At 69.0% G+C, this 15,720-nt stretch carries 12 protein-coding genes; 3 read left to right on the top strand and 9 right to left on the bottom strand.

Annotated elements, in window-relative coordinates; genetic code table 11:
* Positions 1–442 precede the first annotated feature (442 nt).
* The 3 genes from QOZ89_RS28410 (at position 443) to QOZ89_RS28420 (ending at position 4,085) form a co-directional block, all read left to right on the top strand.
* A complete protein-coding gene (locus QOZ89_RS28410; RefSeq protein ID WP_241842452.1) occupies positions 443–2,059 on the top strand; it encodes a lytic transglycosylase domain-containing protein in 1,617 nt (538 codons plus the stop codon).
* Positions 2,060–2,163: 104 nt separating this feature from the next.
* Positions 2,164–3,027, top strand: coding sequence for a glucose-1-phosphate thymidylyltransferase RfbA (gene rfbA / locus QOZ89_RS28415; protein WP_071054565.1), 864 nt, complete (start codon positions 2,164–2,166; stop codon positions 3,025–3,027).
* Positions 3,028–3,146: 119 nt separating this feature from the next.
* A complete protein-coding gene (locus tag QOZ89_RS28420; RefSeq protein ID WP_071054567.1) occupies positions 3,147–4,085 on the top strand; it encodes an SGNH/GDSL hydrolase family protein in 939 nt (312 codons plus the stop codon).
* Positions 4,086–4,304: 219 nt separating this feature from the next.
* Here the strand turns inward: QOZ89_RS28420 and lysS are convergent, their stop codons facing one another.
* The 9 genes from lysS to QOZ89_RS28465 all read right to left on the bottom strand — a co-directional run bounded on the left by lysS (position 4,305) and on the right by QOZ89_RS28465 (position 15,684).
* Positions 4,305–5,822 (bottom strand): lysine--tRNA ligase, encoded by a 1,518-nt coding sequence (gene lysS / locus QOZ89_RS28425; RefSeq protein WP_071054569.1) that lies wholly within the window; start codon positions 5,820–5,822, stop codon positions 4,305–4,307.
* Between the two features lie 332 nt (positions 5,823–6,154).
* A complete protein-coding gene (locus QOZ89_RS28430) occupies positions 6,155–7,501 on the bottom strand; it encodes a UDP-glucose dehydrogenase family protein (RefSeq protein ID WP_071054571.1) in 1,347 nt (448 codons plus the stop codon).
* 361 nt (positions 7,502–7,862) lie between these two features.
* Entirely contained in the window at positions 7,863–8,765 is a 903-nt protein-coding gene (locus QOZ89_RS28435) for a right-handed parallel beta-helix repeat-containing protein (protein ID WP_071054573.1), read from the bottom strand.
* A 4-nt stretch (positions 8,766–8,769) separates the two neighbouring features.
* Complete coding sequence (locus QOZ89_RS28440) at positions 8,770–9,405, bottom strand: acyltransferase (protein ID WP_071054575.1); 636 nt, start codon at positions 9,403–9,405, stop codon at positions 8,770–8,772.
* 90 nt (positions 9,406–9,495) lie between these two features.
* Positions 9,496–11,070, bottom strand: a complete 1,575-nt coding sequence (locus QOZ89_RS28445) for a DUF4082 domain-containing protein (RefSeq protein WP_071054577.1) — start codon at positions 11,068–11,070, stop codon at positions 9,496–9,498.
* Positions 11,071–11,692: 622 nt separating this feature from the next.
* Positions 11,693–12,694 (bottom strand): glycosyltransferase family 2 protein, encoded by a 1,002-nt coding sequence (locus QOZ89_RS28450; RefSeq protein WP_241842453.1) that lies wholly within the window; start codon positions 12,692–12,694, stop codon positions 11,693–11,695.
* A gap of 126 nt (positions 12,695–12,820) precedes the next feature.
* On the bottom strand, positions 12,821–13,432 hold the full coding sequence (locus QOZ89_RS28455) for an acyltransferase (RefSeq protein ID WP_071054582.1): 612 nt from the start codon (positions 13,430–13,432) through the stop codon (positions 12,821–12,823).
* Positions 13,433–13,434: 2 nt separating this feature from the next.
* Positions 13,435–14,430: a glycosyltransferase gene (locus tag QOZ89_RS28460; protein ID WP_083420126.1), complete on the bottom strand. Its 996-nt coding sequence runs from the start codon at positions 14,428–14,430 to the stop codon at positions 13,435–13,437.
* 42 nt (positions 14,431–14,472) lie between these two features.
* Positions 14,473–15,684: a glycosyltransferase family 4 protein gene (locus tag QOZ89_RS28465; protein WP_241842454.1), complete on the bottom strand. Its 1,212-nt coding sequence runs from the start codon at positions 15,682–15,684 to the stop codon at positions 14,473–14,475.
* Positions 15,685–15,720: the final 36 nt, after the last annotated feature.

The following is a 15,720-nucleotide window of genomic DNA, read 5'->3' on the forward strand; positions in this document are numbered from 1 at the left end:
CCAGACCTCCCCGATCGCTAACCTCCCAGATCGGCTCTGCCGATCCGGCAGGGACCCCGGGGACCCCTGGCCAACTACTGCTGGGACGACACCACGCTGGGGCAGGCGTGGCCGCCGAGCCAGGCCAGCCACAACGGCGCTCGGGCATCCGGACGACACCGGCGGAGAAACCGCCAAGGCGGCCCCATCCCGGCAGACAGTTCACTCGGCTTCCATGTTTCGTGCCCAAAGGGGTCGTTCCCGGTAAACGAGGTCCGGTACATTCGCCGGGTTGACGCGGCGCCTCAGGCCATCGGCGGCGGTCGGTACGACTCGGTCGGCACGGCTGGTCGTCGAGGCCGGCCGTCGCGTGCCCGGGCTACGCGGCCGGGGGGACGACCGGGACGGGGAGACAGTGGCGAACCGGACAGGTGGGGCGACAGGCGATGGCCAGACGGACGTGGTGAGCGAGACGCCGGCGCCTTCCCCACCGTCGACGCCGCGGACTCCCGCGGCGCCCGCGCGCCCCCGGCATCGGCACCGGCGTGCCAAGCCGGCTCGGCAGGGCAGGCGGCAGGGCAACCGCACCCTCAGCCTCACCCGCGTCGTCGCCGTCCCGGCGGTCGGCCTGCTGCTCCTGCTCGGCGGTGGGCCCGCGAGCCCCCACGATGACGAGGCCGCCTCAAGCTCCCCCAGAAACCAGCCTGTACGGGGCGACAACTACCCCATGCCGCCGCTCACGCCAGACGGCGACGACGGCGACGATGGCTCGGTCCTTGTCACCGCGAGCCCCAGCCCCGGCGACGAGGTCGGCACGGACGCGCTGGCCGCCGCCGCGGTCGGCGACGGCGACGGCGGGCTGGTCCGCCTCTCCGGCGCCAACAAGCGGATACCTGACAAGATCCTCGCCGCCTACCAGCGGGCCGTCGCGACGATGGGCGGCGAGCTGCCCGGCTGCCACCTGCGCTGGGAGTTGCTCGCCGGCATCGGCAGGGTCGAGTCGAACAACGCGAATGGACGCTCCATCACCGCCGACGGCGCCGTCACGCCGACGATCCTCGGCGTAGCGCTGGACGGCAAGGGTGGCCACGCGCTGATCCGCGACACCGACGGCGGCTCGTTCGACCACGACAAGGTCTACGACCGCGCGGTCGGCCCGATGCAGTTCATCCCGAGTACGTGGAAGACCAGCGGCCGCGACGGCAACTCCGACGGCCGCAGGGACCCGAGCAACATCAGTGACGCGGCACTCGCCGCCGGCGGCTACCTGTGCGCCCGTGGCCGGGACCTCACCGATCCGGCGCAGCTGCGGGCGGCCATCTTCTCCTACAACCCGTCCGACGCCTACGTGCGCGCCGTGCTCGCCTGGATGGACGGCTACATCAACTCCAGCCCCACCACGGTGCCCATCCCCGTGGTCCCCCTCACGCCCAGCCCCGGCTCGAGCAGCTCCCCTGTCCCGGCCGTCACGCTGGCGGCGGGGCTCCCCTCCCCGTCGGCAAGCGTGAGTGCGAGCGCGAGCCCCACCAGCGCGGCCTGCGCCACGATCACCGTCACCACCAGCAGCCTGGCGGCCACCGTCAACCAGTCCGCCAGCGGCACCGCGCTGGACGTCACCGGCACCTACACCGCCGCGGCCGCGGGCGCCACCGGCAACGTCTCGATCCACGCGGAGGCCCGCGCGTCCAGCGGCGGCGCCCCGCTCGCGCAGGCGGACACCAGCGTGCCGGCCCAGCCGGCCGCGGGCGCCACGCCGCTCGCGCGCCTGAGCCTCCCTGCGGCCACCGGCGGCTCGGTCACGGTCACCCTCACCACGACCCCGGCCGGCTGCGCGGCGCGGACGCTGACCACCGTGGTCGTCACCGGCATCCCCACCGCGACGCCAACCCCGACGCCGTCGTCGACCCCCAGCTCGTCGCCCAGTTCGTCGCCGACCTCCAGCCCGGCGCCGTCACCCACGCCGGCCGCGACCACCTCGAGCCCGGCCGCGGCCGCGGCCACTACGGCGCCGCCAAGCGCCACCCCAAGCCCGGCCACCTCGACGCCGAACGCCACGCCCACGTCGACGTCCCGCGCGTAAGGCTTGCCCGACCACTTCCTGGCCGTCGAGCCAGCGCCGAGCCATCATGGCGGAGAGCCGCGATGCTGAAAGTCGCACGGGTCCTCAAGGATTGGAAGGACGGTATGAAAGGCATCATCCTGGCCGGCGGCACCGGCTCCCGCCTCTACCCGATCACCCAGGCCGTCTCGAAACAGCTGATGCCGGTCTACGACAAGCCGATGATCTACTATCCCCTCTCGACCCTCATGGCCGCGGGTATTCGCGAGATTCTGATCATCACCACACCCGCGGACCAGGACCAGTTTCGCCGCCTGCTCGGTGACGGAGACCGGCTTGGCTGCCGTTTCGAGTATGCGGTGCAGGACCAGCCGCGCGGGCTGGCCGATGCCTTCATCGTCGGCGCGGACTTCGTCGGCACCGACAAGGTGTGCCTGATCCTCGGCGACAACATCTTCTATGGCGCGGGGCTCGGGACGCAGCTCAAGCAGTACACCAACCCGAACGGCGGCGTCGTCTTCGCCTACCATGTTTCGGACCCGGAGCGCTACGGCGTCGTCGAGTTCGACGACGGCCGCCACGCCGTCTCCATCGAGGAGAAGCCCGAGAAGCCCAAGTCGAGCTATGCCGTTACCGGTATCTACTTCTACGACAACGACGTCCTCGAGGTCGCCAGGCAGACCAAGCCCAGCGCCCGTGGCGAACTTGAGATCACCGCGGTCAACCAGGCGTACCTTGACCGCGGCCAGCTCGGCGTACACGTGCTGGACAGAGGCACCGCCTGGCTCGACACCGGGACCTTCAACTCCCTGATGCAGGCAAGCCAGTTCGTCCAGGTCATCGAGGAACGACAAGGCCTGAAGATCGGCTGTGTCGAGGAAGTCGCCTGGCGCGAGGGGTTCATCTCGGATAATGATCTTGACTCGCTGATCCAGCCGCTCGCCAAGAGTGGGTACGGCGGCTACCTCCAGCAGCTCCTGACCGCCTGAGGGCATCGTCGACAAGCGGACGTAGGGCGGTCGAGAGTCGGCCCATCGACACGTACAGCAGGGTGTCCCGACCGCAACACGACGGTCGAGGACCACCGATGCGGTTACGCTGCGATACCATGCGGCTCCGCTTGCCCGCGCCGACGCGGGCTCACCGTCCCGTCAACCTAGGCGCTGTCGGCCTGTTGGCGACGCTCGTCGTCCTGCTGTCCGGCTGCCAGCCGCGTCCTCCTGCCGGGCAGGGCGAGGGCCCCGATTCCCAGGTACGGACAGGCACGAACTCGAGCGGATCCGGGAAACCTCTCACAATCGTCGCGCTCGGCGATTCCTACTCCTCCGGTGAGGGCAACGCTCCCTTCGACCTGGATGCCCCGGGCTGTGGTCGCAGCGGCGCCTCCTGGCCCAGGCTGCTCGCCCAGGAGATCGCCGGCTCCACCGCCCGATTGCTCGCCTGCTCGGGCGCGAAGACCAGCGCGTTCACCGCGTCGTTCCACGGTCAGCCACCGCAGGTCGAGGCGCTACGGGCGCTGGTGGCCAGCGGGGTGAAGCCGGACATCGTGACGATCACGATCGGCGGCAACGACGCCGGTTTCGGGCCCACGATCGTCAGCTGTGTCGTCTGGCGCTGCTTCTGGACCGGCCACGACGACCACAGCCGCGAGTACGTCACCGACCAGCTGCCCCCGCTGCTGCAGGCGGCCTACTCCCAGGTGAAGGAAGCGGCGGGCGGTGCCCGGGTCATCGTCATCGGCTATCCGGACCTGTTCCCCAGCAGCACCGCCAACACCTGCAGGTGGCTGGACAACAACGAGCGCGTCCAACTCGCCGGCCTGAACAGGGATCTCAACCGCGTGATCCGCCGCGCGGCCAGCAAGACCGGCGTCGAGTTCCTCTCCATCGACCGGGTGCTCGATGCCCACAAGCTGTGCACCAAGGACCCCTGGGTGTACCCGATCGCCGTGACCGGCGCCGGCCTGCAGGCGAGCGCCCATCCCAACACCATGGGCCAGCGCGCGATCGCGGACGCCGTCCACGCGTACCTCTCCAGAGGCAAGTAGTCCGGCTGCGGAACGCTCGCGACTGGGCGCGGGAGCGCCGTCGACGTGGTGATCCGAGACATGGAAGTCGGTGAAGTCCGCGTACTGGTCGGTAGGGCTCGCCCAGCTGCCGCCGTCACTGCCGAAGACGCACGTGTCATAGATTTTTTACCACTTGGGCCCGTATACGAATTACTGCGGTCGGCAATCCGTATACGGGTTGAGCGGACCGGGTAGCGGTCAGGCGTCGGGAGTGTCGTCCGGCTTCGGGCCCGCGGGCTCGACGGGCGTCGCCGCCGCTGCCGCCGCGTCGGCGGTCGGAATGGCGTCCTCGGCCCCGGAGCCCTTGGCGCCGCGCATCGACGGGAACAGGACGACGTCGCGCAGTGTCGGGGCGTCGGTCACCAGTGCGACGAACCGATCGATGCCGAGACCGAGACCGGACATCGGCGGCATGCCGTACTCCATCGCCTCGATAAAATCCTCCTCCAGCATCATCGTCTCGTCGTCCCCTGCCGCCCGCAGTTCGGCCTGCTCCTCCAGCCGAGCCCGCTGGTCGACCGGGTCGACCAGCTCGGAGTACGCCTTGACGATCTCCCAGCCGTTGACGACGACCTGGAACATGTCCAGCCTGGTCGGGTCGTCGTCGCTGCGCCGCGCCAGCGGCACGAGCTCGACCGGGTGCCCCACGAGGAAGCACGGCGCCACAAGCCGGGGGCGGACCGTCTTCTTGTAGAGGAGGTCGACGAGCGCCGCGTAGGAGGCGGCCTTCGTGACGTCGAGGCCGAGCACGGCGCACTTTTCCTTGAGCGTGTCGAAATCGCGGATCACCCGCAGGTCGACGCCGGTGTGCCGCTCGACCGCCTCGCGGTAGTCGATCACCGGCCAGTCGGCGCCGAAGTCGAGCTTGACGCCCTCGTACGTGACGCACCGCGTGCCGAGCACGTCGTCGAGAACGGCTAGGAGCAGCTCGCGCACGAAGCTCATGTTGTCGCGGTAGTCCCAGTACGCCGCGTACCACTCAAGCATCGTGAACTCCTGCAGGTGCGAGGGGTCGATTCCCTCATTGCGGAAGTTCCGGCCGATCTCATAGACACGGTCGAACGAGCCCGCGACCACCCTCTTGAGGTAGGTCTCCGGCGAGATGCGCAGGTAGAAGTCCTCGCCCAAAGCGTTGTGCCTGGTGATGAACGGACGCGCGGCGGCGCCGGAGGCGGCGTCGGTCAGGATCGGGGTCTCGACCTCGAGGAAGTCCGCCTCGTCCAGGAAACGGCGGATCCTGCTGATCACCCGCGAGCGGGTCTGGAACCGCTCCCGCGACTCGGGGTTCGCCAGCAGGTCCAGATAGCGGCGCCGGTATCGAGTCTCGATGTCGGCGACACCGTGCCACTTGTCCGGGAGTGCCCGGATTCCCTTGTTGAGCACGGTGAAGCCGCTCGCGGCGACGGTCCGCTCGCCCCTGCGGGTGGTGTAGACCGTGCCGGTGACGCCGACGAAGTCACCGACCCTCGCGGAGCTGTGCCACGCCTTGAACGTCTCGTCACCGAGATCGTTCCGCGCCAGCGAGATCTGCACCCGGCCGCTGCGGTCCTGAAGATGCCCGAAGACCAGGCCGCCCATCCGGCGCCACAGCACCAGCCGCCCGGCGATCCGCGCCGGGGTGCCATCGGGTGCCGTCTGGACGTCCCGGGCGACCGTGTCCGTGGGGTACCCGGACCGCGGCAGCCGAGCGCCGGACCCCTCGGGCGTGACCGTCATGCGAACCGCACCTTCTTCGCTGCTACGTCATGGACGCCGATGTCCTGAGACGTCGTCGTCCTGACCGGCCATGCCTGACCCACCAGACGCCACAACGCCACGTGACGGCCTCGGGCGCGCTGGCGCGAGAGGCCACGACCAGCGTACCGAGCGGCGCACGCAGCCCGGTACGCCCCGGAGCCGCGACCGCTCGCGATCCACGCAGGGGCTCGGTCCCGCCCGGGCCTGGGATCACGCCCGTCATGCCGGTGTGGCCCTCGGGGAACTCCACGAACGGAGCCGAGTTGAATTGTTGGGAATGTGTCGGACCGGCATTTAACCATCCGGGTCAACTACGCGTTCGGCCGCCCGAGTGCGCGGTAGTCCCAGCCGGCCGCGCGCCAACGGGCGACGTCGAGCGTGTTGCGGCCGTCGATGACCACCCGAGAACGCACGTGCGACGCGAGCGCCACCGGGTCGATCTCCCGGAAATCGGCCCATTCGGTGAGGTGAAGCACGATATCGGCGTCGGCCGCCGCGCTGACGGCGTTGTCGGCGTAGGAAAGTTCGGGGTGCCGGCGCCGAGCGTTCGGGATCGCCGCAGGATCCGTGACGGTCACCAGGGCGCCCCCCCGGTGCAGAATCGCGGCGACGTCGAGGGCCGGCGAGTCACGGATGTCATCGCTGTTCGGCTTGAACGCCGCGCCGAGCACAGCTACTCGGCGCCCGGCGACGCTGCCACCGAGCAGCTCGGTGGCGAGGTCCGCCATCCGTGTCCGGCAGCGCAGGTTGATCGCGTCCACCTCCGCGAGAAACCCGACGGCGTCCGCGGCGCCCAGCTCCTCGGCTCGTGCCTGGAAGGCACGGATGTCCTTGGGCAGACACCCGCCCCCGAAGCCGACGCCGGCGGCCAGGAAACGGCTTCCGATGCGAGCGTCGTATCCGATCGCCGACGCCAGGGTCTTGACGTCACCGCCAGTCACGTCGCAGATCTCCGCCATCGCGTTGATGAAAGAGATCTTGGTGGCCAGGAAGGCGTTCGCCGCCACCTTGACCAGCTCGGCCGTCGCGAAGTCGGCCACCACCACCGGTGTGCCCGCCTCGATGGCGCGGGTGTAGACGGCACGCAGCATCGCCTCGGCCCGGCCGCCGTCATCGCTGGGCAGTCCCAGGACCAGGCGGTCGGGGCGAAGGGTGTCCTCCACCGCGAAGCCCTCGCGGAGGAACTCGGGGTTCCAGGCAAGCCCGACTCCCGGTGCCTCGGCCGCCAGGCGGTCGGCCAGCGCGGCGGCCGTGCCGGCGGGGACCGTGGACTTGCCAACCACAAGGGAGCCTGGACGTGGGCCGGCAGCCAGCAGCTGGCCGACGGCCGAGTCGAGATAGCTCAGGTCGGCGGCCCGCGAGCCGGGCCGCTGCGGAGTACCGACGCACAGGAAATGCATATCCGCGTCAGCGGCCTCGGCGAACGATGTGGTGAAGGTCAGCCTGCCCGCGTCGAGGTTCTTGCGCAGTAGTTCCTCGAGGTCCGGCTCGAAGAAGGGCACGGTCCCGGCCGCCAGGCTCGCCGCCTTGTGCGGGTCGACGTCGACGCCGACGACCGAGAATCCCAGCTCGCTCATGCACACCGCGTGGGTGGCCCCGAGATAGCCGGTGCCGATCACACTGATCCGCGTGACCGCGGGCACATTCCATCCTGTCATTTTTCATTCCCCCGTTGTTTCCCGAGCCGAGCCAACCGCCGATCCGCCCATGAGGCGATCTCGCAGGTGGCCCCACCTCGACATCGGCTCCCGCCACTCCGCCGAACGGTAAGGGCAAGCCCGCTTCCGCCAAGACTCAGTAGACATCAATGTGTGCCGTACACATGGGCGGGTCTTCATGACCGTGAGGTGGCGCACATTCGTCGCGAACTCGTTGCGGGCACGGCTCGACAGGCCGCGGCGCCTGCGCCGTGCGTCCGACCGCCGACCTCCTGGCGAATCGCTTGGTGATCGGTCCGAACGACTGTCACCAGACGCCCGTATGAGTTGCCTGTCGGCTCGGTCGCGACGTGGGCGTCGTTCAACCCTGGCCGCAGAGGTTCACCGCGGCGCCGGTGTCCTTCCAGACGTTGCCCCGGCTGACGAACGTCCGCTGACCACCGCCGGAGTTTCGACGATCGTTGTTACACAGGCCGAAGTGATCGGCCCTGCCAAACTGGTTGTCGACCACCTGAAGGTTCTCCGCGTCCACCCGGAGCGAGAAGCCACCACCGTTGATCCAGTTGTGGTCGATGGTGACGTTCCTGTTACCGGCGCCCGCCCACTCGAGGTAGATGCCGGCGTTGTGGTTCATCGCGAAGGGCACCAGGTCCAGGTTCGAACAGGTCACCCGCAGCCCGTCGATCCCGCGGACCTGAATCCCGTCGTAGTGCGCGTCCGGCGGCGGGTTCGGCCCATGCAGATAGTTGTTCGCCAGCGTCACGTCGGACACCGGGTCGTACGCCGACGAGATCTGGATCGCGTCCGAGCCGCCGGAGATGTCGGTGTACCGCACCACATGATGTGAGCCGTTGGCGATCGCGATACCCGTCGTCCGGACATGATCGATCGTGACGTCGCTGCCCCGGACGACGATGCCGCCCGGCGCGACGGAATTCCGGATCGTCACCCTGTTGGCGTAGATCGTCAGCGTCCCGGAGAAGGTAAGACCGTCCAGTACCGCTCCGTCGGTCTTCAGCGACCCACCCTGGTGCGGCGTCAGCCGCACCGACGGGGCCGGGCCGGTGTTCGCCGGCCCGGGCACCGCCGGGCAGAAGGCACCCGACGCGGTGGGCCGGCCAGCATGCTCCGGCGGGGCCGCGGTGGGTGAATCCCGGGTGGGCCGCCAGGTCAGGATGGCGGCGAGGATCCCGAGGGCGGCGATGGCGGCGATGGCGGCGACGACCGCCAGCCCGATCCGACCGGGACGTTTCAGCGCTGTCACCTGATCAGGACGGAGTCGGTGACCATGACCTGATCACCTTCGCTGGCGATCCAGCGGCCACACTGTAGTCCGGGATCTCGTCCTTGACGACGCTGTTGGCGGCGATGACGGCCCCCCGACCGATCTGCGCGCCAGGTAGTACGACGACATTCTGACCGAGCCATGCGCCGTCGCCGATCGAGACCGGCTGGAGGTTCCGATGCCCCTGGTCCATGATCGGAATACCGGCTCGCTGGAACTCGTGATCGTGGTCACAGATATAGACGCCCCTGGCGAACAGCACCCGCTCGCCGATCGTGACGCCGATGACCGCCGACACCGTGGCCCAACCTACGAACGAGCAGCCGTCACCGATCCGGACAATGACGTCTTCCTCGGAAGCTGACAGATCATTGGGTACCTGCAGCCAGGAGCCCGGCCCGATGAAGACACCGCTGCCAATCTCGATCCGACGGGCTCCGTGCAGGCGCAGCGGCGGCTCGATCATCGTGTGTCCGCCGAGCGCGGCGAACGTTCGAGCGATCGCCAGGGTGAAGCTCTTGCCCCTGATCCGCCGCCACAAGTCGAGTAGACGCTCCGGCGCCGCCGGGCGGATCCGGGTCCGCGTGTCGCGGCTCGACGAGCCGGTGAGACTCGGCATCTGGCTCTCCCTCCCGGGGCGGGTCTGGTCGACCCGCCCCGCCCCCTACGAGGTTTCCACGCAACGCTGCCCCGGACGCGGGGCCGGGACTCAGCCCTGGCCGCAGAGGTTCACCGCGGCTCCGGTGTCGTTCCAGACGTTGCCCCGGCTGACGAACGTCCGCTGACCACCGCCAGTGTTGCGGCGATCATTGTTGCACAGGCCCCAGTGAGAGGCCCGACCGAACCGGTTGTCGACGATCTTGAGGTTCTCGGCGTCCACCCGGACGGCGTATCCGCCACCGTTGATCCAGTTGTGGTCGATGGTGACGTTCCGGATGCCACCCCCGGCCCACTCGAGGTAGATGCCGGCGTTGTGGTTCATCGCGAAGGGCACCAGGTCCAGGTTCGAACAGGTCACCCGCAGCCCGTCGATCCCGCGGATCTGAATCCCGTCGTAGTGCGCGTCCGGCGGCGGGTTCGGCCCGTGCAGATAGCTGTTTGTCAATGTCACGTCGGACACCGGGTCGTACACCGACGAGATCTGGACCGCGTCCGAGCCGCCCGAAATGTCAGTGTACCGCACGACGTGATGCGAACCCGAAATGATCGCGATGCCCACCGTCTTCACATGATCGATCGTGGCGCCGCCCGCTGACCGGATGATGATGCTTCCGCGGACGACCGAGTTTTTGATCGTCACGTTGCTGCCATAGATCGTGATCGTCCCGGAGATATCACGACCGTCCAGCACGACGCCGTTTTCCTTGATCTGTGCGCCCGAATACGGCGTCAGCCTCGCCGAGGAGGACGGGCCGGTGTTGCCCGAACCGGGCATGACCGGACAGGTGCTGGAGAACGGGTCGGACGACGGCACGCCAGGGGCCGCGGACGACGTGGGCCCGGCGCCGCTGGTCGGCGCCGTCGTCGACGTCGGCTGGGCAGTGGTCGTGGGCGCCACCGTCGACGTCGGTGTCGACGTCGGTGTCGGCGTGGGACCCGCGGTCGGCATCGCCTCGCCGGTCGGCGTGGCGGCCGGCTGTGCCGGGACGCTCACCGACGAGAAGAGCGGGTCGACGAACAGGAAGTCGGACGTCGACGACGTCGGGAACTTCGCCTCCCGTGCGAAGAGGTAGGTGCCGTGGGTCTGCTTGACCGGACCCACCGTGCGCGGGCCATTGGTGTTGAAGTACTTCTGGGTTACCGGCCAGTGCCCCTTGGGGAAGAAGGCAGCCACGACGTACTTCTGACCGGCGGTTATCTTCACCGGCGCGGAGAATCCTGCCTGTATCCAGCCCTGCTGGCTGCCACCGTCCACCGTGACGCTGGCGAGCGCCCGGCCGTCGGAGCTGTAGAGCGAGCCGACGAACGGGCCGGCCGTGGTCGCCGCCTTCCAGAACCGTATTCCGGTGACCTGGGCGTCGGAAATCGCGTCGAAAGATGTACCTACGTTGAGTGAATACTTGACTCCGTATGACTCGATCGCGGGTAGCGGATCGTCACTCGCTACCGTCTCGATGGTCGTGACGTTGTCCTTCATCGATCGCAGGACGACCGCGGAGCACACGGCTCCCAGGAGCGCCGCCAGCAGGATGATGCCGATCGGCAGGCGGAGTCGCGCGGCCGGCTTCCGAGCCGGCCTGGTCGACGCTGTGCGATTTTGAAGGGATCTGTTGTGGCGGCCCATGAGATCTCCTCACCATCGGACCGGTCGCCTCGGAGGCGAGCAGGCCGAACGGTGTGCTTGTCGGAAACTGCTGGCCGTGATCCGTCCGAATGCGTCCCGGCTGGCGCCGATCAACGGCGTCGCTGACGGCGATGCGTCAAGCCGGCGGCGCGCGACAGCGACATCGTTCGTTCGCCTGCCATCAATGGTCCCGTCACCGCCTGTTCCAGCGACCTGCGGGCAGGTCCAGGCATAGGTACGCGGCACCAGGCCGAGCGAACGCGCTTCCCTCGGGAAACACAACAAATGGCTGTCGAGCTGACACGACTCGCTCACAGGCCGAGCTGGCCCCCATCCCCAGGCCGTCGGCCGTCGCGAACGGAATCGAAGTCACGGACGGTCATGGTGCTGGTCACGTGGCCAACGAGCACCCTACGCAGACCCGGTCAGCCGAATGGCCTTAAATGCCGGCCGGCCTCCGGAGCTGGCGTGACCCCGATGTTGGGTCTCCTTTCACTCGGGCAGACCCCTCCATGAACGTCAGAGTACTCACAGCCACGATCACCCCACTCACGCCCCCCGGCCGCGCACTCGACCTGTGTCGACGTTGTCCTTTCGTTTTTTCTCTGGAGAGAATATTGAGTCAGGGACGTTCGGGAGCGAGCCCGGCGGCATCGACGGCCGGGTAGCCCGAACGCCATTCACCACGCCTGCGCCACAGCGCGGGCCAGTCACTGCGGCGTGGTCGGCCGGGCCGAACCGCCTTGCTCAGGACATCCAGAACGGCCCGCAGCGCCACGCCAAGATCGATCATCGACAGACAGAGCCGGCGACGCCATCCCGTCCAGTGGGTGGTGGCCAGCGTGACCTTGCCGGTAAGCACAAGGACGAACTTGTTGGCCCAGTTGGAAGACGCGGCGCCGACGTGGTGCACGACCGTGGCGTCCGGCGTGATGACCGGGTCCCAGCCCTGCCCGCGGGCCCGCATGCACAGGTCGACGTCCTCGCCGTACATGAAGTAACGCGCGTCGAATCCGCCGAGCTGCTCGAAGGTCTCCCGCCGCAGCATCAGCAGGCAGCCGGTCACTACTCCCACCGTCCGCACGGTGTCCCTCCGCCAGGTGCCCAGCGACTCGGGATCGAAAAGCCGGGAGCGCCGGAACGCCGTCGTCAGGCCCAGCCCAAAGCAGACATGGCTCCAGAGGGTCGGCTGGCCCCAGCACGAACTCGGCTCCAGCGTCCCGTCGGCGCGCTCCGTCCGCCCGCCGTACACGCCGTACGCCGGATTGGCCCGGGCGAACGCGAGCAGGTTGTGCACGGCCCCGTCAAACACCACGGTGTCCGGGTTGAGCAACAGCAGGTATTCGCCGGTGGCGCGCGCGGCCGCGGCGTTCACAGCCCGGGCGAACCCCTGGTTCACGCCCGCCTCGACGACCTGGACGTCGGGGAAGCCACCCTTGACCGACGCCACGGAGTCGTCCGTCGAGGCGTTGTCGACCACGATCACCTCGGTCGCCACGCCCGCGGCCGACGTCGCCAACGACTCCAGGCACCGGACAAGGAGCGCGCCCGTGTTGTAGGAGACGATCAGTACGGAGACGTCGGCTCCCATGGTTGCCTTGCCCTTCGCGGTTCGAGCGGCCACCGGTCGGCGCCGCGATCACTAATCCAATGTCCGAGGCGCCTGGCATCGGGAACTCGCCGGGCAGGAGGTCGGGCCGCCGTGGGCATGACCGTCATGGCCCGTTCGCCGGAGGCCGCCCGCCTCGATTCAGGCAGGCTGCTCGCGGCCGGGCTCCGGGCTCGCGGCCGGGCCCGAGACCGTGCCGGACACGCCCACCGGAGTCGGAGCCTCCTCCGGCTCGGTACGCATGCCGATCACCCGGGCTGGCACCCCGGCGACGATCGAGTTGGGCGGCACCGACCTGGTGATCACAGCACCAGCCGCGATGATGCAGCCGTCGCCGACGGTCACACCCGCGAGCACCACCGTTCGGGCGCCCAACCAGACATCCCGGCCGATCCGTACATCTTTTTCGATCTTCGGTTGGTCCATGACCGGGGTACCTGGCTTGATCATGTAGTTCGAGGCGGTGATGAAGACCTCGGGGCCGAACAGTGCCTTCTCCCCGATGTCGATCTGGCCTAGGTCGTCGCCCGCCCAGAGGTAGCAGCGTTCACCGATGTGCGCGCCGGCCCCGATGGTGATCCGCTCGCCATTGCGAATCGAGACGTTCGGCGCCATGCGCACCCCCTGCCCCATCGTCACGCGAGCGCGCGGCAGGACATGCGAGTAGCCGTAGAAGTGCACGAGGCGGAACAGATGCGCCCAGACGCGAACGTCGAACACCGACCGCAGTGCGCGGACGAGTCTTTGTGCCACGGTTATCCCACCTTGATCCGGCTGCTCTCGTCCCGTTCCCAGGAGCCGAGGTCGCCGCGGGCGACCTTCCGACGGGCCAGCACCTTTGCCACCACCGATATCCCGACGTACGCGGGCAGGGCCGTCAGGAGAGTCCAGTCGGACGCGACGACGCTCAGCAGGTTGCCCGCCGGGCTGTCCTTCTCGGTCGGGCGGACGCGCCGTGGCGTGCCGGGCTCGGCTTCGCCGACCGGCTGGTGTGCCTGATCGGTAGGCGTGACCGAGGTCCTCACCGCCGCGGCCGTTTCGGTGCCGGGTCGCGGGTCGGACGGGGTCACGGCGTCCTTCGGCGCGGTTGCGTGGCCGGCCCGGCGCATCTCGATGTTGCCCGCGAAGACTCTGGTCTTCCGACGCACCAGGTCGCGGGTAGTACGGGCGGGGAAGACCGTGAAAGTGACATCCGACACGGTCCGACGCTCGCCCGGCACAAAAAGGGCATATAAGAAGTAGTCATCCGCGATCGCGGCTGGAAAAGATACGAAACGGGCCCTACCGGCCTCGCTGAGCCCAACTACCCCCGAGCCGATGTGGTCGGCTGTCACATACGGCAGTCGAGACCAGATCCGGTGGTAGCCGCGCACCAGCCGGCTCGTCCCGGTCGGGTCGATCACGACTCTCGGGGCGGCCGCCAGACATCTTCCGTCCCTCAGCGCTGCCGCTACGGCCATCAGGGCATGGCCCGTGACCTCCACGTCCGCGTCCACGTAGAAACGGGGAAAGGCGGAGACCATCTCGTCGCCGAGGTTGAGCGCGCGTGCCTTCCCTGGCTGGGGCGTCTCCAGCACCGTCACGCTCGCGGACCGCGCAAGCTGCGCCGTCGCGTCGGTGCAGCCATTGCAGACGACCACGATCTCGAGGGCGCCCGGGGGGGCGCCGGTGCGCAGCGCCGTCAGGCAGCGCTCGATAACTGCCGCCTCGTTGTGCGCCGGGATGATGACACTTGCCACATGATCGGACATCGGATCGGTTTCTCCCCCCGTCGGCCCGACGCGCGAGTCCAGTCAATCCGCCCGCGGGGCGGTGACCATGTCCAGCAAACCCTCGCGATATGCGTCCATCAGCGCGACGCCCGCATAATCCCACGTGAGATGGTCTCGACCGCGCAGCGCCCCCCGCCGCAGCCGGGCCAGCATCTCCCGGTCAGCCGCCAGCCGGGCAAGGTCCCGCGCGAGCGCGGCCACGTCTCCCGCCTCATGGATCAGCCCCTGCTCGCCGTGCGTGACCACCGCGCCGGCCTGGCGCGAGACGAGCAACGCGCAGCCGCTGGCCTGCGCCTCGTAGGTGACCAGCGCGCTGCCCTCCTCGACCGACGGCAGCGCAAGCACGTCGGCGCGTCGCAGAAAGGAAGGGACGTCATCGACGAAGCCGGCCATCCGGATCCCCAGTCGGTCGAGCGTCGGCGTGAGCAGGGCGTGGTAGCGAGGCTCGAAGGTGCCGCAGATCGTCAGCTCGGCGTCACGGCCACTCAGGCCGGCCTTCTCCCAGGCCTCCAGCAGCAGGTGAAGGCCCTTGCGGGGATCGCAGCGGCCCACGAAGACCACCCGCAGTGGTCTGTCGGCGTCCCGAGCGAGCTCACGCTCGTCCGGAGGCCCAAAGATCTCGGGGTCGAACCCATAGCGGTGCCTGGCCAGACGGTCCGGGGCGAACCCACGGGCTAGAAATGTCTCCGCCACCACCTCCGATGGCACGAGCAGACGGGCCGCGCTCGCCCACTCGGCCTCCTCGGCACGCAGCACCGCGGCGTCGAAGGCGTTCAGGGCGCCCGGAGGCAGCGGACAGCCAATCCGGTCGGCCTCCCGACCGACGACCTCGAAGGCGTGCCCGGTGTGCGTGTTGGGCACCTCGCGCATGCCGGCCGCGCCGGTGCGGCGGGCGGCCTTCAGCGTGCGCAGCGACGACGCCGGCCACGCATGCACCACGTTGTGGCGGCCGCGACTGACGACCGTCGCGACGAGCCTGTCGTGGTAGGCCCGCGCCCGGCCCACCCCGAGGACACGAGGCGGCACCCGGCGCCCGGCGACGGCCAGCGTCTGGACGACGCGCAGTCCCGCGGGCAGTGGCCGAGCGAGGCTCGCGCACATGACGTCCACGGTGATGCCCTGTCGCCACAGCGAGAGCACCTGGTAGTACGCGGTGGTCCCGATCCCGGCGCCACCGAGCGGATGCGGAAAGCTGTAGAGCACCCGCGGAGGCAGACCAATCTGGGCCTTCACTTCTCTACTCTCACCGGGCAGCCTCCGGGACCAGCC

It is taken from the genome of Pseudofrankia coriaricola (genome assembly GCF_032027725.1).
Taxonomy (GTDB): Bacteria; Actinomycetota; Actinomycetes; order Frankiales; family Frankiaceae; genus Pseudofrankia.

What these genes read in the sequence shown, in the direction of transcription:
- rfbA (WP_071054565.1), top strand. Translation starts at nt 2,164, where the DNA reads ATGAAAGGCATCATCCTGGCCGGCGGCACCGGCTCCCGCCTCTACCCG.
- QOZ89_RS28420 (WP_071054567.1), top strand. Translation starts at nt 3,147, where the DNA reads ATGCGGCTCCGCTTGCCCGCGCCGACGCGGGCTCACCGTCCCGTCAAC.
- lysS (WP_071054569.1), bottom strand. Translation starts at nt 5,822, where the DNA reads ATGACGGTCACGCCCGAGGGGTCCGGCGCTCGGCTGCCGCGGTCCGGG.
- QOZ89_RS28430 (WP_071054571.1), bottom strand. Translation starts at nt 7,501, where the DNA reads ATGACAGGATGGAATGTGCCCGCGGTCACGCGGATCAGTGTGATCGGC.
- QOZ89_RS28440 (WP_071054575.1), bottom strand. Translation starts at nt 9,405, where the DNA reads ATGCCGAGTCTCACCGGCTCGTCGAGCCGCGACACGCGGACCCGGATC.
- QOZ89_RS28445 (WP_071054577.1), bottom strand. Translation starts at nt 11,070, where the DNA reads ATGGGCCGCCACAACAGATCCCTTCAAAATCGCACAGCGTCGACCAGG.
- QOZ89_RS28460 (WP_083420126.1), bottom strand. Translation starts at nt 14,430, where the DNA reads ATGTCCGATCATGTGGCAAGTGTCATCATCCCGGCGCACAACGAGGCG.